Annotated in this window: 27 protein-coding genes and 3 pseudogenes; 25 read left to right on the top strand and 5 right to left on the bottom strand. The window is 54.5% G+C overall.

Features of this window, described 5'->3' with window-relative positions; all coding sequences use genetic code 11:
• Positions 1-131: 131 nt before the first annotated feature.
• Positions 132-815 (bottom strand): potassium channel family protein, encoded by a 684-nt coding sequence (locus ACR3FE_RS24485; RefSeq protein ID WP_458210462.1) that lies wholly within the window; start codon positions 813-815, stop codon positions 132-134.
• Between the two features lie 78 nt (positions 816-893).
• Between ACR3FE_RS24485 and ACR3FE_RS24480 the strand changes: the two genes are divergently transcribed.
• The 4 genes and pseudogenes from ACR3FE_RS24480 to ACR3FE_RS24465 all read left to right on the top strand — a co-directional run bounded on the left by ACR3FE_RS24480 (position 894) and on the right by ACR3FE_RS24465 (position 2,978).
• Positions 894-1,238 carry a hypothetical protein gene (locus ACR3FE_RS24480; RefSeq protein ID WP_458210461.1) on the top strand — a complete coding sequence of 115 codons (345 nt, stop codon included), beginning with the start codon at positions 894-896 and terminating at the stop codon, positions 1,236-1,238.
• Between the two features lie 204 nt (positions 1,239-1,442).
• Positions 1,443-2,186 (top strand): Lrp/AsnC family transcriptional regulator, encoded by a 744-nt coding sequence (locus ACR3FE_RS24475; RefSeq protein ID WP_458210460.1) that lies wholly within the window; start codon positions 1,443-1,445, stop codon positions 2,184-2,186.
• A 50-nt stretch (positions 2,187-2,236) separates the two neighbouring features.
• Positions 2,237-2,716 (top strand): annotated as a pseudogene (locus ACR3FE_RS24470) (transposase); the annotation flags it as partial.
• The gene (locus ACR3FE_RS24465) at positions 2,691-2,978 is read left to right on the top strand and encodes a DUF2270 domain-containing protein (protein ID WP_458210459.1); all 288 of its coding nucleotides are present in this window, start codon (positions 2,691-2,693) and stop codon (positions 2,976-2,978) included. The pseudogene ACR3FE_RS24470 and the gene ACR3FE_RS24465, both read left to right, overlap by 26 nt.
• 167 nt (positions 2,979-3,145) lie before the next feature.
• Here ACR3FE_RS24465 and ACR3FE_RS24460 read toward each other — a convergent pair whose 3' ends face one another.
• Positions 3,146-4,156, bottom strand: a complete 1,011-nt coding sequence (locus tag ACR3FE_RS24460) for a phosphatase PAP2 family protein (protein WP_458210458.1) — start codon at positions 4,154-4,156, stop codon at positions 3,146-3,148.
• Positions 4,157-4,448: 292 nt separating this feature from the next.
• Between ACR3FE_RS24460 and ACR3FE_RS24455 the strand changes: the two are divergent.
• The 7 genes and pseudogenes from ACR3FE_RS24455 to ACR3FE_RS24425 form a co-directional block, all read left to right on the top strand.
• Positions 4,449-4,658 (top strand): annotated as a pseudogene (locus ACR3FE_RS24455) (IS200/IS605 family transposon protein TnpB); the annotation flags it as partial.
• A gap of 141 nt (positions 4,659-4,799) precedes the next feature.
• A complete protein-coding gene (locus ACR3FE_RS24450; protein ID WP_458210457.1) occupies positions 4,800-5,651 on the top strand; it encodes a DUF7344 domain-containing protein in 852 nt (283 codons plus the stop codon).
• 19 nt (positions 5,652-5,670) lie between these two features.
• Positions 5,671-5,973: a HalOD1 output domain-containing protein gene (locus ACR3FE_RS24445; RefSeq protein WP_458210456.1), complete on the top strand. Its 303-nt coding sequence runs from the start codon at positions 5,671-5,673 to the stop codon at positions 5,971-5,973.
• 170 nt (positions 5,974-6,143) lie between these two features.
• Positions 6,144-6,473, top strand: coding sequence for a nucleotidyltransferase domain-containing protein (locus ACR3FE_RS24440; protein ID WP_458210455.1), 330 nt, complete (start codon positions 6,144-6,146; stop codon positions 6,471-6,473).
• Positions 6,466-6,783 (top strand): HEPN domain-containing protein, encoded by a 318-nt coding sequence (locus tag ACR3FE_RS24435; RefSeq protein ID WP_458210454.1) that lies wholly within the window; start codon positions 6,466-6,468, stop codon positions 6,781-6,783. Before ACR3FE_RS24440 ends, ACR3FE_RS24435 begins: the two co-directional genes overlap by 8 nt.
• A gap of 437 nt (positions 6,784-7,220) precedes the next feature.
• Positions 7,221-8,453 carry an outer membrane protein assembly factor BamB family protein gene (locus ACR3FE_RS24430; RefSeq protein WP_458210453.1) on the top strand — a complete coding sequence of 411 codons (1,233 nt, stop codon included), beginning with the start codon at positions 7,221-7,223 and terminating at the stop codon, positions 8,451-8,453.
• Between the two features lie 11 nt (positions 8,454-8,464).
• Positions 8,465-9,055 (top strand): nucleotidyl transferase family protein, encoded by a 591-nt coding sequence (locus ACR3FE_RS24425; RefSeq protein WP_458210452.1) that lies wholly within the window; start codon positions 8,465-8,467, stop codon positions 9,053-9,055.
• A gap of 27 nt (positions 9,056-9,082) precedes the next feature.
• Here the strand turns inward: ACR3FE_RS24425 and ACR3FE_RS24420 are convergent, their stop codons facing one another.
• Entirely contained in the window at positions 9,083-9,631 is a 549-nt protein-coding gene (locus ACR3FE_RS24420; protein ID WP_458210451.1) for a DUF8170 family protein, read from the bottom strand.
• 127 nt (positions 9,632-9,758) lie between these two features.
• Between ACR3FE_RS24420 and ACR3FE_RS24415 the strand changes: the two genes are divergently transcribed.
• The 4 genes from ACR3FE_RS24415 to ACR3FE_RS24400 all read left to right on the top strand — a co-directional run bounded on the left by ACR3FE_RS24415 (position 9,759) and on the right by ACR3FE_RS24400 (position 12,334).
• Positions 9,759-10,172, top strand: a complete 414-nt coding sequence (locus ACR3FE_RS24415) for a PadR family transcriptional regulator (RefSeq protein WP_458210450.1) — start codon at positions 9,759-9,761, stop codon at positions 10,170-10,172.
• A gap of 20 nt (positions 10,173-10,192) precedes the next feature.
• Positions 10,193-10,486 carry a hypothetical protein gene (locus ACR3FE_RS24410; RefSeq protein WP_458210449.1) on the top strand — a complete coding sequence of 98 codons (294 nt, stop codon included), beginning with the start codon at positions 10,193-10,195 and terminating at the stop codon, positions 10,484-10,486.
• Between the two features lie 1,207 nt (positions 10,487-11,693).
• A complete protein-coding gene (locus ACR3FE_RS24405) occupies positions 11,694-11,942 on the top strand; it encodes a hypothetical protein (RefSeq protein ID WP_458210448.1) in 249 nt (82 codons plus the stop codon).
• Positions 11,939-12,334 (top strand): PIN domain-containing protein, encoded by a 396-nt coding sequence (locus ACR3FE_RS24400; protein WP_458210447.1) that lies wholly within the window; start codon positions 11,939-11,941, stop codon positions 12,332-12,334. Before ACR3FE_RS24405 ends, ACR3FE_RS24400 begins: the two co-directional genes overlap by 4 nt.
• Before the next feature lie 191 nt (positions 12,335-12,525).
• Here the strand turns inward: ACR3FE_RS24400 and ACR3FE_RS24395 are convergent.
• A pseudogene (locus ACR3FE_RS24395) lies at positions 12,526-12,741 on the bottom strand (IS200/IS605 family transposon protein TnpB); the annotation flags it as partial.
• A gap of 114 nt (positions 12,742-12,855) precedes the next feature.
• Between ACR3FE_RS24395 and ACR3FE_RS24390 the strand changes: the two are divergent.
• The gene (locus tag ACR3FE_RS24390; protein ID WP_458210446.1) at positions 12,856-13,233 is read left to right on the top strand and encodes a hypothetical protein; all 378 of its coding nucleotides are present in this window, start codon (positions 12,856-12,858) and stop codon (positions 13,231-13,233) included.
• Here the strand turns inward: ACR3FE_RS24390 and ACR3FE_RS24385 are convergent.
• Positions 13,207-13,503 carry a HalOD1 output domain-containing protein gene (locus tag ACR3FE_RS24385; protein WP_458210445.1) on the bottom strand — a complete coding sequence of 99 codons (297 nt, stop codon included), beginning with the start codon at positions 13,501-13,503 and terminating at the stop codon, positions 13,207-13,209. The two genes, ACR3FE_RS24390 and ACR3FE_RS24385, sit on opposite strands and share 27 nt — an antisense overlap.
• Before the next feature lie 558 nt (positions 13,504-14,061).
• On the opposite strand from ACR3FE_RS24385, the gene ACR3FE_RS24380 reads away from it, so the two are divergent.
• The 9 genes from ACR3FE_RS24380 (at position 14,062) to ACR3FE_RS24340 (ending at position 25,164) form a co-directional block, all read left to right on the top strand.
• Positions 14,062-14,364 carry a hypothetical protein gene (locus ACR3FE_RS24380; RefSeq protein WP_458210444.1) on the top strand — a complete coding sequence of 101 codons (303 nt, stop codon included), beginning with the start codon at positions 14,062-14,064 and terminating at the stop codon, positions 14,362-14,364.
• Positions 14,364-15,902, top strand: a complete 1,539-nt coding sequence (locus ACR3FE_RS24375) for a sodium:solute symporter family protein (RefSeq protein WP_458210443.1) — start codon at positions 14,364-14,366, stop codon at positions 15,900-15,902. Before ACR3FE_RS24380 ends, ACR3FE_RS24375 begins: the two co-directional genes overlap by 1 nt.
• A 138-nt stretch (positions 15,903-16,040) precedes the next feature.
• A complete protein-coding gene (locus ACR3FE_RS24370; RefSeq protein ID WP_458210442.1) occupies positions 16,041-18,122 on the top strand; it encodes a hydantoinase/oxoprolinase family protein in 2,082 nt (693 codons plus the stop codon).
• A complete protein-coding gene (locus tag ACR3FE_RS24365) occupies positions 18,115-19,923 on the top strand; it encodes a hydantoinase B/oxoprolinase family protein (RefSeq protein ID WP_458210441.1) in 1,809 nt (602 codons plus the stop codon). Before ACR3FE_RS24370 ends, ACR3FE_RS24365 begins: the two co-directional genes overlap by 8 nt.
• The gene (locus ACR3FE_RS24360) at positions 19,920-21,173 is read left to right on the top strand and encodes an MFS transporter (protein ID WP_458210440.1); all 1,254 of its coding nucleotides are present in this window, start codon (positions 19,920-19,922) and stop codon (positions 21,171-21,173) included. The genes ACR3FE_RS24365 and ACR3FE_RS24360 overlap by 4 nt, the downstream gene beginning before the upstream one ends.
• Positions 21,174-22,351: 1,178 nt before the next feature.
• On the top strand, positions 22,352-22,744 hold the full coding sequence (locus tag ACR3FE_RS24355) for a DUF7504 family protein (protein ID WP_458210439.1): 393 nt from the start codon (positions 22,352-22,354) through the stop codon (positions 22,742-22,744).
• Complete coding sequence (locus tag ACR3FE_RS24350) at positions 22,671-23,039, top strand: DUF7504 family protein (RefSeq protein WP_458210438.1); 369 nt, start codon at positions 22,671-22,673, stop codon at positions 23,037-23,039. Before ACR3FE_RS24355 ends, ACR3FE_RS24350 begins: the two co-directional genes overlap by 74 nt.
• 583 nt (positions 23,040-23,622) lie before the next feature.
• Positions 23,623-24,753 (top strand): hypothetical protein, encoded by a 1,131-nt coding sequence (locus tag ACR3FE_RS24345; protein WP_458210437.1) that lies wholly within the window; start codon positions 23,623-23,625, stop codon positions 24,751-24,753.
• Positions 24,754-24,807: 54 nt separating this feature from the next.
• Positions 24,808-25,164: a hypothetical protein gene (locus tag ACR3FE_RS24340; protein ID WP_458210436.1), complete on the top strand. Its 357-nt coding sequence runs from the start codon at positions 24,808-24,810 to the stop codon at positions 25,162-25,164.
• Positions 25,165-25,267: the final 103 nt, after the last annotated feature.

Here is a 25,267-nt window from a genome sequence, read left to right as displayed (position 1 = left end):
ACACTGAATACTGAAAAAAGAATTGGCTTTTTAAACTGGGTAAGGAAAACTGAAGAGTGAAGTGGCGAGTGAAAGACGGTGACCGGCAGAATCGTACCGTGGCAATTCTCTCCTCGTCCGCGACGCCAGTCCTAGTGGACTCGGTTGCTTTCCGCCCCCGTGAACAGTTCCATGACTCCCGGCGCGAAACCTCGCTTCGAGAACACCGTGACGAGGTCACCGGGTTGGATTTCCGTCTCGCCGCGTGGCGTGATGACCGACTGGTCACGCTGGATCGCGACAACGAGAATATCATCGTCTAAAATCCCCATTGTATTCGCTTGTTGGAGCGTCATTCCAGCGATTTTGCATCCCTTCGTGGCCGTTATCTCGAAGACTTCTGCCCCATCGCCGAGATGCATGAAATCCTTCACAGAGGGACGCTGAACGGCACGATAGAGATACTCCGCAATGAGGTGTTGTGGGTTTTCGATGACGTTCACACCCAACTGGCGGAATACCTCCATATGTTCGGAATTATGCACGACCGAGACGAGCGATGGGATTTCGAGTTCTTTGGCGAGCAACATCACCATGATGTTGGTCGCGTCTTGGTCAGTCGTACTCAGAATCGCGTCAGCTTGCTCCGCACCTGCTTCCTCCAACGTCTCGATGACGGTCGCATCGTCATTGAGAACCAGGCAATCGTAGTTCTGCGCCGCCATCTCGGCGACGTTCGAATCCTGTTCGATAACGACGACATCGTTGTGTTGTTCGGTAGCAAGCTTGATCGATTGTCGCCCGATACTGCCCGCCCCGACGATGATAAGATACATCTCTTTAGAATACCTACTGGCTCATAGTATATAGGATTGCTCAACTAGGTATATAAGTATTCAGCATGAAGTACAATTATGGCCCATCGATATTCCGGTTCCAATAACGGCCTGCCGGAATCGATAGCTGAGGAGCTAGCCATCCTCGATGATGTCACACTTCGGGAGGTCATCGACTACGCCCAAACCCTTCTCGACGAACGGCTTCCCCCGAAGGTATTAATCGAAACAGCGGCTGAAGAAGAGATCGTCAGTATCAGTGATCGGTTTGGATACACCCTGATAACGAAAACACAACCGTGCGCAGATGGATGTGCTGACTGCCCGCACGGGCCGTACCTCTATCGAGTTCGAATCGAAGGCTCGGTAGTGGGTGGTAACCCGGCGCTTCACTGGTCGTTCCTGGGTCGCGTCGAAGCGTGAACCGCCTCGGGGTCACGCCCCGAGGCACTCGCCTTGATTATCTGTGTAGATCGTATCCACTATCTCGCTTGCGCTAAAAAGTAGTGCACCTTCAAACGATAGTTACCGTCACTATCGGACGAAGCTGCCAGACAATCCTCATTGATGGTCGAGCCGAAAGAGAGGACGAAAAACGGTTTTAGCGTGCTCCTGATTGACCTAGCCATGGGATATCGGCTCGACGAAATCGACAAGCGAATCATCTATCGCCTGATGCAAGATGCACGAAACACTTCTGCACCGCAAATCGCCGACGAAGTAAATGTCTCAGCCGGAACGATACGGAATCGCGTCCAGAAGATGCAAGAGCACGGAATACTCACCGGATTCCACGCGAACGTCGATTTCGAGCGTGTCGATGGGCAATTGACGAGTCTGTTCATCTGTACGGTCGAGGTGCCGAGCAGGGAGGGGCTGGCACAGCGTATCCTCGAAATTCCCGGCGTCATCAACGTCCGCGAATTGATGACTGGACGGGGAAATCTGCACGTTAAAGCAGTAAGTGATGATACGGGTGATCTCTCCAGAATTGCATATGAGCTTTCGAATTACGGACTCGAGATTGAAGGAGAGGATCTCGTGCAAAACGAGCGATACCACCCTTATCACCAGTTCGGGCCGGACGAACAACGCGGCCACATCTCGATGGCCGACCTGGTGAGTCTCTCCGGCGAGGCAGATGTCGTCGAGTTGGTGATCGATACTGACGCACCCATCGCCAACAAGACGCTGAAAGAGGCAGGACAGGAAGGGATGATCGGCGACGAACTCCTTGTGATTGCGATCGAACGTGACGATACGGTTCTCACTCCGAAGGGGAGTACGAGAATTCAGCCGGACGATGTCGTGACGGTTTTCTCCAGAGAGGGTGTTTCCAAAGACGTTCTTCGAGAATTCGTGGGTGAGTAGTAACGGTGATATAGATCGAGAGCGCATACCTCCGTCTTCAGGCGGAAGCCGTCGCTTACGCCGATCAATTCAAGAATCCTGTACTGGTTCCTGAAAACCTAACGTACATCCGCGAGAGCGTGGATTACGGCACGCGGATGAACCGACGCTTGCACCACCTCCCGTTCCGCGCCCTCCAATACTACACGTCGTACAAAGCGTCGTTCGAGGGTATCCCGACTGGATGGATTAACCCTGAGTACACGAGCCAGCGGTGTCCGATGTGCGGACATACCGAGCGAGTGAACCGCAACAAGAAACGGTTCAAGTGCAAAGCCTGTGAGCATCAAGACCACGCGGATCGTGGTGCAAGCGTCAACATCGCCGTGAAAGGCATCAAGAAACTCGATTGGAATGTGCCTGCTCTCAACAGTCTTCCCGTTGTTCGAAAGGTGCGACGGCAGGCATCGGGGGCCGTGGACGCCCCGACCGTGACCCATCCGACCGTTCGAGGCTATCAGGCCGATGGTCGGATGGGAGTGTCCGACTAACCCACGGGAAGCCTCGGGGCGTGACCCCGAGGCGGTTCACCCTTGGCTGTTTGCGATCACGCTGAGCGCGTGGGTCGTCCGCATCACGGCGTTCGGCCCTCAGGCGTGGCCCGCCAGCGCCACGATTGGACAGATTCCGGGACTCGCAGTGACCGTAGCGGTCGCCGTGTTCTCCTTCGTCGCGGTCGTCGTCGCTGCTCGCCCGCGGACGTGGTACGGGGCCGACAAACTGCAGGAAGAGGCCATCGGGAAACGTCGATGACGATACGGTCGACGGACGGACGTTCGAGACATTCTCGTCGGCGTCGAGGAGTTTGCGCGTGGCGATCCGTCGATCGAATCATCGACTTCTGGGGGTGAATTGTGGGGGTGAGTGCGATCGCTCCCCTTTCGGAGCAACCGGTCAGTCGCACGACCAAGTGACCACACTCAGGCGACCTGTACTCGGTTGATCAGCGTCGGCGCTGCGATAGCGAATCCAGCAGCGAGTGCCGTCAAGAACACCGTAATGAGCAACGGCGGTGATGTAAGAAAGACAGCTACCCACAGGGTGCCGATAGGACTCCCAGCCCCGACCGCTTCTCGGAGTGTGAGTGAGGTAGTCGGTCGGACAGCATACCACGCTATCCCGGCACCGATAGACCCACCGAGCCACTGACCCGCGTTCCATACCTCTCCGGACGGAGATGCTGCGCTCATGAGAACCGCCAGAACACCGATTCCCGCCCCGAGAACGAACACGCGACCTGGTTTTCGACTCCCGATAGCAGCGGCGACCACGAAGAGGCTCAGGCCTGCGAACGCACCGGCGACGATATCGACCAGGAAGTGAACCCCAAGCACGAGTCGAGAAACCGCGACGAAAAACACGATAACGGACGCTGTCGACCACCGAAGAGCCTGTGATCCGATGTCTAACTTGTATGCGAGTGTTGTAGCGACGACCGCCGTACCGAGAGCGTGACCGCTCGGGAACGCGTATCCTGTACCAGTCGTGATACTGCGGAACAACCCCTCGAGAGCGTTCGGGAGCCACGCGGGAACGGTTACGGTTCCGGCCTCGGGAGGACGAGGAGCGGCAAAGAAGGTCTTGAGAAGATCCGTGAGAGAGAACGCACTGAATGTCGCCGCGACGACAAACGCCCCCTCTCGCGGATTCTCGAGAAGAGACCGCTTCGGCCCGGCCAGATAGACGGCTAATGCCACGAGTAAGAGAAACCACGGGTCACCGAGCTGGGTGACGAGTCCGGCGATCGACAGAACTAACCCGGCGTGAGCAGACAGCGCTGTGAAAGCTCCGATACCGCGCTGTGGAACAGCGATATCGAATTCGAGAACCGAGATGATTAATAGAACGAATACTGCGATTGCGACACTCACAACTGCTTTCCAGTTCGTCTGCTCTGCTCTGATAAAAACGACTGAATTGTCTCTTGACATAGGGGAGGCCTCGTTGAGAATGCTCGTATATCGGTAAACGGTCGACCGTTCCTTGAACCCTATGGCACACCGGCCAAAGAGTACAACGCTTGCACATACAGGAGCACCAAGTCGTGTATCTCCCGAGAGCGGGAACGTCACCGGGAGTTCAGTCAAGGGCTCGGCGACTGATGTCTACGTATCGTCTCTACCAAGGAATCCGACAGTAACAGAGTGAGATACGAGCTAGTACACTGCTGAATTCACCCTCTCTATTCAGCACTGGGTTTCTACCAGACACTGAGTAGATTATTCGCTGACCTGTCCGTGTGGCTTCGAGGGCCACGCGGATCTCACGGCGTCGGAGACGTTCCTCCGACGGCACGAAGCAAACGTACCACGGCCGATGGCACGGCCCGTATGCCTCAAGTGGGACGACCACCGATGGTCGGCGTCACCACGCGCTCACCGTCCCAACGAGGAGCATACACACCCGCAAATTACCGCCGGGGAATCGGAGTAGCCGAACCCCCACGGTGGAATCCTCGCGCTTTAGCGCGGGGAGGATGTCAAAACCATGGAGAAGTGCTGAGAGGAAGGGCGTCATCTTTCGCAGTCCTTGGCCCAACTACTTATTAATGTTGAGAAATATTTGTGTGACAACATGACCAGTAGAGAGTACCGACGGAGGACGACAGTTCTGTCTGATCCCTACTATCGGGATATATTGTCCCACTTCGACGATGCCCCACGGTCGCTCCACGTCACCGAACTGGCCGACCGGCTGGTCAAGCAAGACGAAACGGTGATACGGTCCGACGAGTTTGAGCAGCAGCGCAAACGAGAACGGCTCCAGTTACATCACAATGCGCTTCCGAGACTCGCAGATCATGGGATGATCGACTACGACCGCGAGACGAAGACCGCTTCGTCTCGAAACGATGTCGGGGCAGAAATGGATTGGTTCGATGGAGACATGCTCGACGAGGTGCTGGCACAGTTCGACACCGATCGACAGTCCAGTGAGAACTCGATCGGGATTCTCGAAGGCCGTCAAGCAGCGATCGAGTACGGCAGACAACTTGCCGACGAGGCGGAGGAAGAACTGTTCTGCATGTACGTCAGCACCGATCTACTCGAAGAAAAGTGTCTTCGTCACGCAGAAGACGCCATCGACCGGGGTGTAGAAATATTCTTGGGGTCGCAGAATGCTGACGTCCGCGACCTGACCCGCAGAAACCTGCCAGACGTCACACTCTGGGAACCCCAGCGTGGGTTGTTGAACGCACTACCGGGATACCCGAGAGTCGGTCGCTTGATTCTCATCGACCGCCGAAAGGTCATGCTCGCAATTCTGGACGAGCCGAATTCGGATGGCAGTTACCCCAAAGAGACGGCACTGATCGGCGAGGGTGAGGACAACCCGCTGGTCATCCTCGTTCGGGAACTCCTTGGACCACGACTTGATCACCTCGATTGCCAGAGCGCAGATTTCCACAGCGAACTCCACTCATGACAATATCACAATGACAGACATGCCTCCGAATAACGACAAAAATGGGAACGAGACTGCCTCCCAGTCCACTGAGATCACATACGAAATCGGTGAGACCGAGTCACCGAGCGAAGCCGTCGTACAGGCAACTGCCGCCCTGACGAACACCCCAGTCCTTGATCTCGACCCGCTCTATGATGTGATGGATCCCGACCATCTTGATGGCCTATTTGACGATCCGAGCACCCACTCCCTTGATGAAGAAAGGACGATGGAGTTCAGCTACAACGGCTGCCAGGTGGCCGTGACGACGGATTTTGTCGTCGTTCGAAGAAACGAATAGATTACCCGATGACGGGTGACCATAGATGGGTGAGAGACGCCTGGTCCTCGAGGAGGGTCGAAGATGATAGCCTCCATGGCTGACGAGTAGGTCATCTTGAGCATCTTAGTGGCATTCCTCGCTTGCACCGAGGCGAACATTTAGCAGGTCTCGCTCACGTACGTAGACGTATGACCGATGAGGATTCCTCACATCATGAGCAAGCGGCAGAGGAATTTGCAGCCGCTGCGCAAGCCGAGTATGGCGAGCACATCGAGGATCTCATCGTCTTTGGTAGTACGGTGCGTGGTGAGACCCGGGGGAGGGATTCGGATGTCGATATCTTCGTAATCGTCACTGACGAGACCATTACGGACGACCTTCGAGATCTCGCGTACGATGTGCAACTCGACTATTCTGTCGTGGTGTCCGTCCACATCCAAACCACGGAGCGATTCGCGAAACGCAAGAATCATCCATTCATCAAACACGTGCTCACAGAAGGCCGCTCGTATGCCTGAGGCAGACTACGTCGATGAGGAACTCGACCAAGCTCAGACAGCACTAGCTGATGCGGAAATCCTCAACGAGGGAAACGGCTCAGATTCGGCAGTCGTGAACCGACTGTACTATGCCTGTTTTCACGCAGCGCAGGCAGTACTCTACGCGAAAGGGTTCGATCCCACGTCCCACCGTGGCGTTTCGACCCTCTTTGGCAAGGAAGTCGTGCTCGAAGGTGATGTTCCACGAGATGACGGCCGGTTTCTCTCTGAACTGTGGGACTACCGCGAGCAGGCAGACTATGGTATGACCCACTGGATCTCGACGTGAGTGCGCTACGTACTCGAACGGAAGCCTTCGTCGATCGGATGGACGAGCTCATTGAGCAACTGCAAGAGGATGAGTAACTACCGATTGCCAGTCCACTAGAATGGAGTGCCTCGTCGGCCATCTCGCAGACGAGTATACACGAGCACGAACCGCCGCCGTTGTGTCCCCGCCCCTGGGATTCAGGCGACTGGCACGCCACTCACCGTCCAGAAAGAGGTCACGAGCAAAGACGTGGAGTATCTTCCTGAATCGAACGACGTTCGGATCGTGATTGCCCGAAACTCCGAGGGCCCGGTTGAGTATACGACGGAGCCATTCGAGGAGTGGGCAGAACGCGAGTGGGGGTGGATCGCAACGCGCAGTAGTCCACCCATTAGGAAAGGAATTGATTCTACATCGACGACAAAACTAAATCGTGAACTGTCGCAGTAAAGACAATGCCCTCCACACGCCGAACAATTCTAGCTGCCGGCGGTGTCGCAATCACTGGCAGTGGCCTTGCCATCGCCGGCCGTTCCCACTCCTCGATTTTCGGCAATCGTACCTCCGACCATTCGATACCGGGGACATGGCCCGAAGCTGGATACGATACCGCCAATACTGGATCGACCGACGCCTCCGGCCCGACAGCTGGCGTTACAAAACGATGGGCCTACGATGTCGGCACCACTATCGACAAGACTCCCGTTGTCGCCAACGGACACGTGTACATGCCCGGACATGACCACCTCCATGCGGTGGACGCTGCCACAGGGGACAAAGTCTGGTCGACCAAGGTGAGTGATGGCCTCAACGACGGAGCAGCGGCAGTCGCAAACGGACTCGTCTACGTCGGCTTCGAGACGACGGTATACACCTTCGAGGCAGCGACTGGTACCGAGCGCTGGCGACACAAACTTCCCGATTACGAACTGACCGCCCCGACCGTTGTCAGTCGCAGTGAAGGACACAATACCGCCGCACAAACGAATGGCACCGTATATGTCGGCTGTAGTCAAAACGGAATGCTCTACGCACTGGATGCCATGACCGGGGAGCAAGCGTGGGAAGCACCCATCGACCGCTGGATTCCGGGAAGTGCCGCGGTTGCCGACGGGAGTGTCTATGTGAGCGGCGGTGAGGGCGCACTCGTCGCCCTCAGAGCGGAGGATGGTACCGAACAGTGGCGCCACCCGCTCGATCGCTCGATGTGGGGTGCAGTGACTGTTGCTGACGGGATCGTTATCGCCAGTAGCCAGAAAGGAACGCTCTACGCGCTTGACGCCACGACCGGGGATATCCGGTGGTCATTCGAATCCACGCCGACTGTCTCGTCCAATTCGCAATCCCCCCTACGACCCGGCCCCTTCACAACCGCCGCAGTTCGTGATGGGACGGTGTATGTTGGCAGTTCCGACACGCATCTCTATGCGTTAGATCTCTCCAATGGCGAGGTCGAGTGGTCGTTCTGGGGGTGGAACAACTTCGGATCGGAACCTGCCGTCACTGCTGATGCAGTGTATGCTGGATGCGACGATACGATGGTGTATGCACTCGATCCTGACTCAGGTGACCGGCGCTGGGAGTACTCCCTGCCTGGATGGGTTCGTGGTGGCCCAGCAGTGATTGACGACATGCTGTTCGTCACGTGCGATGACGACCATATCCACGCGCTAGGGGGCACACAATGATGTCACGCAATATGCCAGACTCGTCTTCGCCTTCCCGACGACGATTTCTCGCATTAGTTGGCACAGCAGGTGGAGCCGTCACCGCCGGGTGCTTCGGGAGTCTTGCAAGTGGGTCAGGGATTGTCGGCAAGCGGTTTGAGACCGTTGATCCCCGGCGCAGCCGCAAATCCCGGCCAATCATCGTCGCATTCGACGATAACGCTCAAGAAGTACAGGTAACTGGCTTCATGTGGTACGGCGGGGGATGCGACAAGGCGAGTCTGAAGACAGCCACGTACGAGCCGGAGGCTGATCGACTGCGAGTGGTGCTTGACCCCACGCGCAAATTGCTCAGCTTTGGTGGGTGTACGGCGGCAATGGGCGGGACTCACTACCGCGTCACGGTTGCATTCGCATCCTCGCTTCCCCGTACTGTGGAAGTTGTCGAACACAACGCTGGTCAACAAACGCCCGAGCAACGCACTGTCGATCGAGAGGCCCAAGAAGAACTGTGTACGGGCGTTCCCGAAACCAACGAAGAGCGGGCGACGGCACACTGGACGTGCCCTGAGCAGTACATCGCGATGAACAACGACACTCAAACGACGACGAACCAGGGCTGAATGCGGTGTTCAGGGTGACTCGGTCAATCACGGAAGCAACTCAGCAGCTTCGAGGAGATTATCGTCTGTTCGCCACCGATACAATCGACCCTCTTTTTCAAAGAGGTCGAAGACACCGTCTTGCATCCACCCAAACGGATGGTCTTCGTCGTTATACTCCCGCTTGAGAACGTAACTCTTCGAGAAGTACTCGGTGGTGCCCACGAGCAAGCCCTGTTCGACGAGGAAGTCGCTGGGATTCTTCTCGGCGACACCGACGAGGTAAGTGACGAGGTCGGCGATGAGACAGAATTTTTGAATGCTGTTGTCCCACTCACCGCGAATGTCGACCATGCGGAACGCGTAGGCGTCCTCACGGCGATTCAGACGATCGGTGACGAGGTTGAGTCGCCGAATTGGCTCCCGGTCGTAGTTTCCGAGAACGAAGTATGAGTGGTCATTTTCATAGATTGGCGTGAGTTCGCTCAGCGTCTGGATAATTTCCTCATTGTCGGCCAGCGATATCTCATCCTGATCGAGTTGATCAGTGGCGCTCGTGAGAACCTCGTCGGGAACTGGCGACTCCTCGTCAGACATGGTCAACTCACCTTACGCAAGCCGGATGGTGTTTATGGAGTAATTTACTTGGTCAACTATGGTAGTTTACCCTGAAGTAATTTACTGCAGGGTAAACTACTTGCCGCACCAGTGCGTAGCTCACAATATGAGTACTGACCTGGGGACGGGTGGTAGCGCAGACGCCCGCGAATTAGTGCACTTCGTGACCCAACAGACGCGGTTTGCTCTCGTCACCAACATCCTGCAGCACCCACAGCAACTCCCGTCGATGTACGAGCTTGAACAGCTCAACCCGAGTGTGAGCGAGGCCACCGTCTACAAACACATCCAGAAGTTGATTGACGCTGGAATCGTCGCAGAGGTCGCACTGCCGGACGACCAGCGCCGGCAGGGATATCCCTGGAAGTTCTATGGGCTGACCGACGAAGGGCGCGAGTTCCTCGAGGCACACAACCTCCTGGAAGCCGAAGAGACGCTCCAACGTATCTACGAGACCATCACTGACAAACCCGAGAAGATGGTCAAGTACGAAAACGCTCCCCGACCCGATATCAATTGACATCCTCCCCAACAAAAATCGTGGGACTTCTCGAAGAGGAGTTTCCGGTTGTGCATGTCCTCGGGAACGAAAAAGGTCGAGTTCACACTATTGCAAGGAGGAAGCCCACGGCGTGCAATCCGTTCAAAAAACGTGTGATGGGTGTGCGTCTCTTGGAACTGCTCGAAGCCGTAAGCGTCAACGACAGAACCACAACATTGGAAACGTCCGTATTGACACCGATGAAGACGCCTTCGGGTAATGTTGAACTCACGGAGGCGTTGAGTGCGGCTGCTGCCGTGCCCGGAACATGGGTGATACAATACCCGTCATAGTTCGGGTGCATGAATCCGGGACGAAGGGACAGTCCTCTCATGCAGAAGCAACAGCCACAGAACACAGAATGCCGCGAGATAGGACAGTCCAGCAGTGCGAAAGTAGAAACCGACCTAGCTGACTGAAGATGGCACTGACAACAGACGATGAAGAGACAGCCACACCGAGAACCGGGGACAGTCAATGAGAGCGAGACAGCGACGGACAGTGTAGCGGGAGCGAGAAGGGTGGCTGAAAACAAGGGAGGAGCAGGACGACGAGGAGCGAGCTACCCGGCAGTACCGACGGGAAGGACGTGTGACGTTACGAGAGGACAACAGCCACCAGGACGGGAGGATTTCGAGGAGCGGTTCACCCCAGAAACCGAGTGACGACGTATGAGACACAAAGGCTGTGAGACAGCACAGGACAGTCACCAAGAGCGACGAGTTCTGACAGTCCATTTCCCGGGACAGGCCAAAGAAATCCGATGAGCGACGGTAGTGGGGTGCCAGCGGTGCATTGGTTGGGGTGCCCCCTGTCATCACGCAGATCTGGGTGCCGTCTCCGGCGAGACACCGCAGTTTCAATGAAGTGACCCGCGTCAGCGGGAGGGAACAGCACAGTGGACTGTCCAGGAAGGACAAATTACCGTGTCCGCCGACCACGACAGATGGACTGTCAGATTTGGCGACCAGCACACCCCGGACTCCGATGGTTTCACGCTGAAGGGACTGTCCAAGATGAACAGCACAGGAGAGATAAGGTGGTTAGAGCCCCGTGGACTGTCTTCTGTGGACTAGCAGGAGAGTGTTAGGTTTAGTGACGGTGAGACTGTCGAGCGAGCGCTGTTTACAGGCGGTCAAGGAGAACGCCCGGGGCTTGACCCCGAGGCGATTCACAGCGGAACTCTGGTGTGTCCAGGAGGACTGTCAGGAGCTGGGGCTGACTGTCTGGCCGGTAGAAAAGCAGAGGAAATCCGGTATGTTTCAGCTGGGTGGGCACCCCGTCTCGTTTCTGCCGGTCGACTGACCACTATTCGGTAGTTGCCACACACAGCTATGAGTGCAATCTTCGGTCAATCAACCCAGGAGCCGAGACGTTGTCGGAACACGCGGTCGGCTACGACGTCGAGAGGTCAACACAAGACGGTAGCGACTACAGACACGGGGAAGGAGGAGGGTCGGCAGCGTAACACTCTTAGACCCATATATCCAAATATATTGCATGGTCAAAACCATCCGAGTCTCCGAAGAGTATCACGAGTGGCTGAACGCCCACAAGAAGAGCGGTGAAACGATGGAGGAGACGCTACGCCGAATGACGCGTGGCCCTCATCCCAGCGATGTCGCCGGCCTCTTGTCGAAAGAGGACGCGGAGGACGCCAAGAAGACAGTTGACCGACTCCGCGGACGTGACCGCGACCGTCTCGACGCCGCCCGCAACGCCTTCGAGAGCGGTGACACGGGCGAATGATCATCGATTCGTCGTACCTGTTCGACCTGATGGCGGAGGATCCTGCTGCGTTCTCGAAGGGGACGGAACTTGTAGAGCGCGGGGAGATGCAGTGGTTGCCCACTCCGGTCGTCGCCGAAACCTACTACGGTGTCGCTACGGCTCGGAGCGATACGACCGAACAGGAGGTACGAAACCGCCTCCTGGGCTATCCTCGGGTTGAAGTCGATGAAGAGATCGCTCGGGTGGCGGGAAAACTACTTGCCGCAGCAGACGACCGCGAGGGCGGAAACGCTGGTGTCGGGCCGAACGACGCGTACATCGCGGCGATGGCCGAGGTCCTCGACGATGCAGTTCTTACTGACAACGTCGATGACTTCGAAGCACTGGGCGTTCCAGTCGAGATCTACTAAGGTCGTATTGAACTGTTTCGCAACCCTGAAATCCGGTGTGGCAGGTGCTGGGGCTGACTGTCGTACAGCGCTTTGAGTCGGTTAAGTTCCTTGATGCGATTGACGAACTGGTTCAGACTGTAGGAATACAGGGTATGTGCTTCGGAATTAGTGGTGAAACTATTATAGTTTGAACTCTAATAGTCCCATTCCTAATCTGGGCATTCCATGAGCGTTCGCTGGTCGGTACGCACTTCTTTAGGACGTTTGTGAGGGTATGATTTCCCCGACCATTCGTGGTCGTCCCACTCGAATCGCACGGGCCGTGCCATCGGCCGTACTTCGTCTGTCTGCCGCCTCAGGAACGTCTCGCTTGCCACGAGATCGGCGAACCCCTCGAACCGTGTGTCCTGATGCCGGATTGGGTCCGTAGTTAACTCCTATCACAATGATACAGATAATTCAAATCCAATATATTAATTAGTAATAACGTAGTATCGAGTTATGTCATGGTAGAACATACCAGGAGAACATTCCTAACGGTGAGTGGGTCAATCCTCGGCGGGCTTGCGATGGGCGGCACGGTCACAGCCGCGACGGTCGAAGGGCGGTATATTGTGGACACAAAGGGACTCTCTCAGGGAACCCTGAAACGAAGCGACCTGACGATCGTCCACGACTTGCCGGAGGTCAACCTCGCAGTCGTCATCAGTACGGAATCCGATGTCGATGCACTCGGTGTCGATTACGGCGTCGATACAAGTTATGACATCGATTCCCCCATCACGGAGGCACCGATCACCGCGGCTGAGAGTGCGACCGACGACCCGCGCTTTTGGCCCTCGCTCACAAAGGGGACTGAGAGCCGGTATTCAGGGAAAGGAGGAAGAAGGTCACTCGATGTCGGGATTTTTGAGTGAGTCGACCTCGACTGTTCGATTTGCATTGACTGTCACCTGGCACCCGGCATAGTGGAACAGTACTTTTCCATTCGTGCGTAGCGTTCCCTGAAGTGTCGATGCGAACAGCGCCTCAAGTGCATCTGGATCGATACATTCGTAAATAGAATCCAACTCATCAGATGCGGTATTGGTTTCTGCTGCAACTGCCGCAGTAATTTTCTCGACCAGTGAACGGTTTGCAAGCGATTCTGGGTGATCGTTTCGCGGAGGTGTTTTGGAGTCTGACATGTCGTGGAACGGTTTGATGGGCGTCCAAGGGGAGGCGGTACCAGCAACACTTTTCACTCAATTTGAGGGGCGAACAGTGACTCCGAACGAGGAGTATGCTTGTATCCAGGTGACATGTTCCTTGAAGACGCGGGACTATGCTTTTCTGAGGCTGTCCGGTGTGCAGTTGTGTGGGTTTTTCGAGGGTGGTAGCGCAGGGGAGGATGACAGTGGGTGCAACTTCTGCCGTGAGTCGTGCGTTGTGTGTCTGGTGTTAACTTATATCGATCCCTTGCATTTGTTTATTTGATATCATAATTTAAATATCTTTCGAATTTGAAAAGATGGTAGTTTGAATAAGTGAAAATGTCAAGAGAAGATAGCGAAGCGATTCGTAAGTTACTGGCAATTGATAGTGGAAGTTCATGACATCCATCTCGAGGGAAAACAAGTTCCCATTGTTTTAGGCAGTGTTCTCAAATTGTTACAGAATAGAGAATGTTTCTCCAATGTCGAAAAATATTTTCATGAAAAATTTTATAAACAAAGGTTAAGGTGAGTGGTAGTAGATAACATACCATGGGGCACTTCACATCACGAGCAGGGAAAATCACGACCGCGATTCTCATCGCATTTACCATCGCGATGAATCCACCGGTGATACAGATAGTTGATGTTCCAGGGACGATCGCAGGAATCGGTGCGTTATACCTTTGGACAGTTATATGGGGTATATTCATCACGGCCGTTCTCATTTGGGCTGCCTGGCGTGATGCGTTCGCACTCACTGAAGATCAGGTGCCACCCGAACTCCACAGTCGTGAAGAAGTAGTGACGACACAGTCCAGTTCGCAAGATACCGCCGTCGAGGGAGGTAGCTAATGGTCTCGTTACAGACGACAGTCGCGCTCGGTACGATCGGTGTCTACCTCGCGATTATCCTCGCACTCGGGTATCGGGGATGGCAGGTCGGGAAACTCGAAGTCGATGATTGGATGGCAGCTGGCCGTGGCCTCGGGATTGTCGTCCTATTATTCACGTTCGCTGCGTCCTATCACTCAGCGTTTGCTTTCCTGGGCATCGGTGGGTTCGTCTATGCAAATGGAATCGGCATTTTCAGTGCCTCCACATTTTACCTCGTTATTTCCGGGTTGATTCTCTGGGTTGTCGGCTCCCGCGTTTGGTTGCTTGGGAAAAAACATGGCTATATTACCCCATCCGATCTCTTGGCGGACTTCTATGAATCACCACTCCTCGGCAAACTTGTAAGCCTCGCACTCATTCTGTTTACCTTCCCGTACATCGCGACGCAGCTGATCGGTGGCGGAATCATCTTCGAGACGGCTACCCAGGGCGCAATCAGTTTCGAAGCAGGGGCTGCGATCTTTCTAGTCGCTGGTGTCATCTATGTTTGGCTCGGTGGACTTCGCGCTGTCGCGTGGACCGACGCCATCCAAGGAGTGTTCATGTTCGGAGCGATGTGGATTGCCGGCTGGTTCTTTGTCTTCTCTGCCTACCAAGGCCCACAGGCATTCTGGACGGAGATGGTACAGTCATTCAGCGCCTATGTATCACTTCCCGGCCCTGGGGGAACGATCACCCCAGCGTTCTATGTGTCATTCGCAATCATGACCGGAATCGGAGTATCAATGACGCCCCACCTCTTTCTCCGATATATCTCGGCACGGTCGCCACGCGTAATCAAGTGGGTCGCTGCTTTCGGAACCGGATATCTCATCCTGTTCTATCTGCCGGTGGCCTTCTTAGGGTTGGGTGCAGTCCAAGCGTTCCCCGACCTCGCACAACCTGATTCTGCGATTCCGACCGTGCTCTACGAATTCACGCCTGTGTGGTTCGCCTCAATTGTCATCGCTGGAGCCGTCGCGGCCGCGATGAGTACTGCCGATTCTCAGCTTCACGCTGTATCAGCACTCATCACCCGAGACTGGTACCAGGACTATGCCGACGAGAATGTGGACGAACAGACCGTTACTCGCGTCGCACAGTTCACGATTCCCGTGCTTGGGCTCCTCTCGTATATTATCGCGATTCAGCAATTCGAGTTCATTCTGTTGTTGACGGCACTCAGTTTCTACGGGGCCGCCCAACTGTTCCCGCTCCTTTTGGGGGCGCTGTTCTGGCAACGTGCGTCACGAGAAGGCGCTCTCATCGGATTCTCCTTGGGTGTCCTCGTCACGGCGGTAATCGAGTTCGGGGTCGTCTCACTACCGAGCGCATTCCCTGGGTTTGTGAGTGGATTCTACGGCCTGCTCGTGAACACGATTGCTTTCGTTGCAATCAGTTTCGTTGTCGGTGGAGTTTCCGAAGAGTCGCTCGAAGATACGCAAGGATACATCGATTACGCGATTTCGCGGGAGTGGGATCGTAGTGATCAACGCACCATAGGTGATGATGATTGACGATCGTCTATGACCCTCTGTGATCGATGCTAAAAACTCTCCACAACGCTCGGTCAGTCAGACCACGTACTCGGGAAGATGTGACACGAGGCATAGATGAACAAATAGCGAAAACGATGCTACATCAATAGTTCAGAGATGAATAACGACAGAACTGATACAGATACCGACGATACGCTTCGTGTTGGCGTGGATATCGGAGGAACCTTCACTGACATTGTTACCGTACAGAACGGAACGGTTCGGGTCAGTAAAACGTCATCCACACCTGACGCTCCAGAGCACGGCGTTCTCGACGGCCTCAAGAAAGCGAACAAGCGCGAAGAGTGGGCATTTGAGTCGATAGGCTTCCTCGGCCATGGAACCACGGTTGCGACGAACGCGGTGCTTGAGGGGGAGTGGGCAGACACCGCGCTCGTGACGACCGACGGTTTCCGAGACGTCATCGAAATCGGCCGTCAAAACCGGCCAGATATCTACGACTTCCAGACCGAAAAACCGGCCCAAATCGTTCCGCGAAACCGTCGCTTCGAGGTGGCAGAGCGTCTCGACGAACGAGGTTCTGTCCTCAGAGCTCTCGACAAGGAGAGTGTTCGATCCGTTGCGAATCAACTGCAGAGTAGTGAAACCGAAAGCGTGGCGGTCAGCCTGCTCTATGCGTTCGAAAATGATGATCACGAACAACAGGTGCGCGATATTTTGAAGAACGAGGGTGTCGATGCCTCGTATTCGCTGTCGAGCGACGTCCTCCCTGAAATCCGTGAATACGAACGAACATTGGCAACAGCCATGAATGCTGCGCTTAAACCGGTAATGAACCGCTACATCGGCAATCTTGGTACCGAAATCGCAACGATAGGAATCGATACTGATCTCAAGATTATGCAATCGAACGGTGGGATCATTGCCACTGACGTCGCCCGCGAACAACCGGTTCGGACACTACTGTCGGGGCCTGCTGCCGGTGTCCAAGGTGCGACGGCAGTCGCGGAACGCTGTGATATTGACGACGTAATCACGATGGACATGGGCGGAACCTCCTGTGACGTTTCGCTCGTCGAGGATGGGACGCCGATAATCTCTACCGACGTTGATATCGGAGAGTACCCAGTTGGCGTGCCGATGGTCGACGTGCACACAATCGGATCTGGCGGAGGGTCGATCGCCTGGATCGACAAGGGCAACGCCCTCCGAGTCGGTCCCCAATCCGCTGGCGCCGACCCTGGTCCGATTTGTTACGGACGGGGCGGCACCAAGCCAACCATCACTGACGCTCATCTCTTGCTCGGACGGTTGAATCCCGACGAATTCCTCTCCGGCGAACTCAACGTCGAAGTCAGTGACGTTCACCGAATCGTTGACCAACAAATCGCGGAACCACTTGGACAGTCTGTCGAGGAGGCAGCACAGGGAATCGTCGACGTTGCAAATGCGAATATACAACGGGCACTGCGGGTCGTCAGCGTCGAGCGCGGCCATGACCCCCGCGAGTTCGGTCTCGTTGCGTTTGGCGGGGCGGGGCCACTCCACGCCTGTGAAATTGCCCGCGAACTCGAAATTCCTCGGGTGATCGTTCCCCGAACCGCGGGCGTTCTCTCCGCGCTCGGACTACTAATGAGCGATATGATCTATGACTACAGTACCTCACGAGTCCGCCGTCTCTCTGCCGTCGATCCCACTGAATTGGCGACCACGTTCACAGATTTCGAACGAAAAGGGCGAAATCAGCTCGCTGAAGCGGCACTCTCCGACGACCGGATGTATTTCGAGCGAAAGCTTGATCTCCGATATGTCGGTCAGTCATTTGAGCTATCGATCCCCGTTCCGGAGGGCGAACTGGATGAGGCAAGCATCGACGCCGTTGAAAAACAATTCCATGAGCGCCACGAGCAGCGCTACGGTCACGCATACCCCGATGAATCGGTCGAACTCGTGACAATTCGCCTTCGCTCGCGTGGCGTTATCGAAACGCCAGCTCTCACCGCTGACCGCTCAAGCGGTAATGCGGACGACGCACTTCGTGAGACGCGAGACGTCATCCACGACGGCGAATCTCTGGAGACACGCATCTACGACGGCACTCGCTTGCCGCCAGACAGCAATTTCGACGGCCCGGCAGTCGTTGAGGGAGCCGAAAGCACGACGGTCGTCCCACCAAAGCAGTGCGTCCGTGTCGATGAATACGGTAACCTGCTTGTAGAGGTGTTTCCCGATGACTGATCACGATACGGCGTCTGACGTTGATGCCACGACCGACGACTCCGAGGTCGATTCGGCTTCTCTCGAAATCATCCGGAACGCCTGTGCGGCGATTGCCGAAGAAATGAATGCAAACTTGATCCGAACGGGGTACTCGCCGAATATCAAAGAACGTAGGGACTGTTCGTGTGCTTTATTTGACGCGGCTGGTGAGATGATCAGCCAAGCCGAAAACATGCCCGTTCACCTCGGGGCAATGCCCTTTTCGGTGGCAGCGGCGATTGATCATTTCCCACCAGAAACCCTCGAACCGGGTGACGGTGTGCTTCTGAACGATCCCTTCCGCGGCGGAGCCCATCTCCCCGATCTTACGCTTGTTACACCGGTGTTTGCCGACGGAGATGTCGTTGCCTACGCCGCTAATCGCGCCCACCATGCAGACGTGGGTGGGTCAAGCGCCGGAAGCGTTGCAGCCGACTCGACAGAAATTTATCAAGAAGGTATCCGGATTCCACCCGTGAAATTCTATGAAAGTGGGGAAGTGAATGAGACAGCGATGGATCTCATTCTCGCGAACGTCCGAACACCTGACGAGCGACGTGGAGACCTGCGTGCTCAGGAGGCCGCGAATCAGACCGGTCGGAGGCGGTTTCAGGAACTCGTATCGAAGTATGGTGCAGACTATCTCGGTGAGGCACTCGAAGCGATTAAGGATTATTCTGAACGCCGAATGCGAGCGGAAATCGCCTCACTTCCCAACGATACCTACCGATTCGAGGATGTCCTCGACGATGACGGTCGGGGCAACGAAGACCTCCCTATTGTTGCCGCTGTGACCATTGACGGCGAGGCGGTCACCGTCGACTTCGAAGGAACAGCGGCCCAGACCGAGGGACCGGTTAACGCCGTCTTCGCCGTAACGGCATCGGCGACGTACTACGCGATACGGTGCGTGACCGACCCGGATATTCCACCGAACCATGGTTGTTACCGGCCAATCAAAATCCAGGCGCCAGAAGGAACCATCATCAACCCAGTACTTCCGGCGGCGGTCGTCGGCGGGAATCTCGAAACATCTCAACGCGTTACTGACGTTGTGCTCGGCGCGCTCGCGAAGGCAACACCAGACCGCGTGCTCGCAGGCAGTCAAGGGACGATGAACAATGTCACATTTGGCGGGACCGATCCGCGAGACGACTCGCAGTATGCGTTTTACGAAACACAAGGTGGTGGGTTTGGCGGTCGTGCCGGGAAAGACGGATTAGATGGCGTCCACGTCCACATGAGCAATACGATGAATACCCCGGTCGAAGTCCTTGAGACCGCTTACCCTCTTCGTGTGACTCGCTATGCATTCCGAGAAGATTCAGGGGGCGCGGGCGAATTCCGGGGAGGACTTGGCTTGCGGCGGGATATCGGCGTGCGTGATCACCAAGCGATGTTCAGTCTCCTCGCCGACCGTCGTCGTCATGCGCCCTACGGACTCGTTGGTGGCCGTGACGGAACGCCCGGTGCTGCGTACCTCCTTGAAAACGCTCTCAATGGGAAGGCAAAAACCGACACAAGCAACGGCGAGCAGCTGGCTGGAAAAGTCGTCCGCGAACTCGACCCTGGAACAGTTGTTAGCATTCGTACGCCTGGTGCCGGTGGATATGGGAATCCCGACGACCGCAATCCAGAAGCGATTAGACGTGACATCGAACTCGGGAAAGTCTCACAAGAGACGGCACGTGCGGTATACGAGTATGAGTACGAAAATCCGAACCGTGACAAGGATAGCAATACCGACGATACGCCCGGCAGTCGATCGTCCAACCAGTGACGGCAATAAGTGTGTCCACCGAAGCGTCAGTACCGAGAACACTCGAAATCATCCCATTCATCGCAGTGACGAGCGTCGGTTATGTGCTATTCGCACCTGCCGCGATTCCCAACGTGCTCACCAACCGGTTCGACATCGGTTACACGGCATTTGGGCTCTTAACGAGCGTGCCGCTCTTCTCAGTCGTCCTCGCACAAATCCTGAGTAGTTATCTAACACCCAGGTACTCGACTACACGGATTCTGCTCGGAGCCACAGTAGGACACGTGGCGTTATCGATTACGCTCGATTTCGCTCGCACCTTTCTCATGCTGCTTGCTTTCCGATCCATCTGGGGACTCGCGAGCGGAATCATCCTCACTGTTGGTGCGACACACATCGCCCGACTTCACCGTGGGACGGATGCAACACGCAAACAGGGATTCTACGGAGGTGCGTTGACGTTTGGTGGAGTGGTTGCTTTCCTTCTGGTGCCACCACTCCTCGACAGTGTTGGATCGTTTGGACTTCATGGGGCCGGTGCACTCTTAGGAACGCTCGCTAGCATCGCCTGTTGGCAGCACCGAGAGGAAACTCTCACCATTCCTTACCGTTCTCAGTCAGCCACCAAAAAGGCCGAAAACACTGAAACGGCGACACCGGGTACAGTTCACAAGACGTCATCGCCCATGAATACTGACCGAGCGAATGGCCGCCCATCGAATGTTCACCATATACTCACCCATCCCGTGGTGGTCGTTGCTGCAGTCTGCTACATCGCCTCACTCGGGTCGTACGTGACCCTGTCGACGTTTGTCACTGCATACTTCGATGCACTCAATGTGAACGGGCCGCTCAATGCTGCCGTGTTACTCGTTGCTACAACCGGACGGGTAGCTGGCGGCGTTGTAGCTGGGCGAGTGGGAATCCAGGATTGGTCTTTGATCACCGCCGCGACGGTGACAGCAACAGTGGGATTCAGTGTTCTTGCAGTCGCTCACTCACCGTTGCTTCTCGTGGTCTTCCCGCTTATTGCAATGCTCGCCGTCTCGCTTCCGTTCGGCGCAATCTACGGGGTCACAACTGACACGGCAATCAGTGAGGGGGCAGCGCTCGCGGTCGTTATCGCTGCCGGGAATCTTGCTGCGCTTCTGTTGCCAGCTGTTACCGGCGCCATCCGTGATGCAACAGGTGACTATGGTGGTGCATTTGTCGCATTAGCGGCTATCAATACTGTCGCAGCCGTCGGATCCCTTTTGCTCCAGAATTAATATTTTATGAATCGTTGCTGTACCTGAATTACGAGATAAATCGATGCGACGTGTGCAGACCGTCTGAGGAACTAGCTTGAATACGGAGTACCTTTCCAACAAGGTTCACCATTTCGAAGTCGAAATTTGCGAAGATATTCGGCGGAGGTTCCACTGAGATTGATAATGGTCTTCAATTCAACTGTGAGCCTCTGTCTCCCTCAACGACGACAATGATAGAAATGTTAGCACTGCCAACAATGAAAACATTGTTAGCAATGAAAGAAGCGCGAGAGCCGTCTACTCCATCGCTGTACTCGCTTCCGACTGAGAGGGGAGACAGGGCGTTAGAGAAACCAATAAGTCCTCATCTACCTAAAACGGAGGATTCTTTCGACATTTCCCTTAGAGCTAGTCGAGATCAGGACGAAGTCCTCGGCCACACCAAGAATAGTAATGAATACATAATGTAAGTTTGAATGACTGATTATCGGGGTTCGACAAATCTGTCGATTCCATATCTACCCCCGATATTCGACAAAATAATATACAGTTTTGAAATACGAGAGCCTCAAGGCTTACTCCTGACAGAGATCACAGAAGTAGTCAATACTGTACCTTCCACCCATCTTTCCACCATATTACCCTATTCATTTTCTGGTTTGTGGCACAAAACAAATAAATCAAATAATTTATTACTTATTAGCTACACTATCTTGTTGCACTGCCAAGTGCCTCGGTGGCAAACCCTGTTGCGACACACAAGAGGGATCAAGCCCAAACAAAATGGCCGCCACCGATTATCCGATCATCACACCATTGATTAGAGTAAACGGTCGCGATTTTACCGTCGGGATTGAAAAGCGACTAAAGTTGTGTACAACTTACAAATAACATATCCAGTGTGCGATTGTATCACTTATGATAATTAAGCTCTAATTGTCATCATAGATGTCTGAAGAAAAAGAATATTGTCCTCATTGTCAGGAAGAGCAGCCAATCATCAAAACAGTGAGCTGGCAACCAGACATGTGCCAAGTGTGCAGCACACCACTTGATTGACCTCAACACCCGCTTCTCTTACAAACAGGGGAGAGAAGCTTGGTACCTCAAATCTACTCGTGAAGGGACAGTAGTTACTTGTCGGTTAGTAATTACTTTGGAAATGTTTATTATGTCGTAATTAGAAGGTATAGAAAATGGTGCAGCAGGATGGCACTGGGCAAACACTAAAGGGAACACAGACTGAGTTCCCTACCGTTCTTTCTCGTCTCAAAGCAACTGGTGCAGCCCTTCTTGTCGTTGGCGACCTCCCAGATGGAATACGGACTGAGGCCTGTAATCAAATGCTGGGTGGGCAGTCGAAACAGTGTCGACGCAGATTGTTCGTTTCGACAAAGGCTCAGACGCCGCATGCGGCGACACACTTTCAGGCACCAGCTCGGGCTCCTGACCGGATGCAAGTGATTCACTATCCTACAGAAAATCGAAGTACCGCAATCGATCAGTCGGTACGTAGTGAGACGCTTCCGACAACTGTTCTGGACGGGGGGAGTCGCGATTTCCGAGGCGATCGACGCCTTCGACGCTGATGCAGACGGGCTTGCGCCTGCGGAACTTCGGCTTTGTTTCGATTCACTCATTCCGCTGCTTTCGATTGACGAAAAACTGCTGTTCCGATTTCTTCACATTCTTATCGGGCGTCTGAAATCGGCTAACGGAATGGGCCATTTTCACCTCCCGCGTGCGCACACGAATGCCGCTGTTCTGCGTTTAGAGTCGCTCTTCGACGCTGTCGTCGAACTTCGACTCGAGAGCGGACAACTGCAACAGCGGTGGCATAGTCATGATAGAGAGACGACGACAGACTGGCTCGTAGTACCGTGACCAAGGTCATTACTTAATTTGTTCTACGTTCCGATACATTTTTGTTCTTATATGATAACATGAAGTCAATATGACTGACCTCGCTCGGGAATCTGGAAGGGGGAGTCCAAGCCACGAAGTGGCAATATCGTTTAGGCCATTAGAGGCCGAGTCAGGACTCGAAATCATCGACCCGATCGAGCGCCACCGGTTGACATTGACCACGAGCGACCCCATCACGTCGACTCTCGAGCGAGCGGCGACCAATCATTTCCACTTCCCAGTTGATGCAGCAGTTCGTCTACGGACTTCTTCTTTAACACTTCCGACGGTCATTGTCGTTAACGTCCGTACTGAAACGGATGGAGTAATAGCCAATGTCGAACCTGGTAGCCAAACTTCCTTCCCAGCAGGAAAGTATCAACTTAAGCTAGAAGGTACAATTAAGACATATATTAAAGTCGAAGGCTCTATGTCCGTATGCTCCGACACCGGGCGAACAGAGATTACATTTGTCGAGCCGACGGCAATACTTGTTGGTGCTCGATCTCATCATAAACATCCGGCAACGACAGTTACGACGACTAGTGAGCCAGAAGATATCATGGCTGCTATCTCTACGTTTGGATCGGCACTCAAGACGTTCTCACCCGAACGGTCGTTTCCGACACTTCGGGGCCATCCACCAGCTATCGAACTCGGTGACGAACTCAATATTCCCCCGCAGCTTGAGCGTCCTGAGAGCGGTGTTGAACTCATCCTTCCACCAGAGTATCGGTACATCTACGTTGCAGCACCGTTGGCCTATTATCTCGGTGCAACGATGGTACCTGGGGACCGCCCGCTGCTCCGGACGACAACTGGGTTTGAATATCCACTCGACGAGCCGCACGATTTCGATACACAGGTAGAACGCATCCTCAAACAAGTGTTCGTCCTCGATTGCGTAACCCGCACAGAGGGCTACTATCCAGTAGCACTTGCTGAACGTGATGCGCTCGAACCGAAACTCGATATCGATTTCGAACACCTCTACGAGCAGCCACTAGCAGAACAGATAGAACAGTACTTGCAGATACCATACGAGACAATTGAGTCGCAAATCCCCGAGTGGCAGCTCACAAGCCACGTCACGCTCACACCGGATAGCGTCGAGATGCTTCCGTATTTGGTCGATGATCTCGCGATTATCCGATCGCCACAGGCAGAGACGATTCCACAATCTGCGGTCGAGACAATAGCAGTCGAGGACTTTTTCCGCGATGATGAGTTTACACGCGGTGCCGAGGCACAATCATCCGAGACAGTCGCCGACTCATTCGTCCAACCAGAAGCAACCACATCAACGTGTCAGGCGTGGGTAGGTGACGATACGCCAGTCGGTGCGAACAAGATCGTTCCTGCCGCGTTCAAGAACCGACTCGATCGCTCACCATCTTCCGGAGATATCAGCATCACAGTCGTCTGTAATGATACGGCGATGGATGCGGAACGAGATGCAATCGACGAGATTTACGGCTCTCGGGATGAGCTTCCCTTCAATATCCAGATACATTATAGTCTTTCGACGACTGCCCTCGAAGACGTGTTATCGACGCCGACGGATTTCTTTCACTACATCGGTCATATCGATGACGGGGGGTTCCGCTGTACTGATGGTACACTGGATGCGGGTACTCTCGAATCGGTACAAGTTGATGCGTTCTTCCTTAATGCATGTCAATCATATACATAAGGTTGTCACCTGATCGAAGCTGGTGCGATTAGTGGGGTTGTCACACTAAGCGACGTGATCAACAGTGGTGCCATTCGTATCGGCAAGACGATGGCTCGATTGCTCAACGGTGGATTCCCGTTGCAGGCAGCACTCGAAATTGCCCAGGGAGAGAGTATTATCGGTGGGAATTATCTTGTCGTCGGTGATGGAAGTCTATCTGTCGCACAATCAGAAAGTGGAATTGCATTATTGGCTATCGTTGATTCAACCGAGAATTCGTTTACGCTTCAACTCAAATCTTACCCAACCGCGAATTCCGAGATGGGGAGTATTCTTATACCTTGTAGTGACATCGGGGATAAATATTCACTAGGCTCAGGCAATACCGAAGCAATAGATGTTTCAAAAGCAGAGGCACTGTCTAGTTAGGCCAGTTTAAGAAGCGAGCAGTTCCGTGGTTTTGGTGTTCATGCTCAACCAAGAACTGCTCAGTGAAACGTTAGAGACGGCGAATCTTGAATGTTGGGAGAAC

Source organism: Haladaptatus rarus, assembly GCF_054177585.1.
The sequence above is the reverse complement of the archived record's forward strand: the minus strand, read 5'-3'. Positions and strand labels throughout refer to the sequence as shown.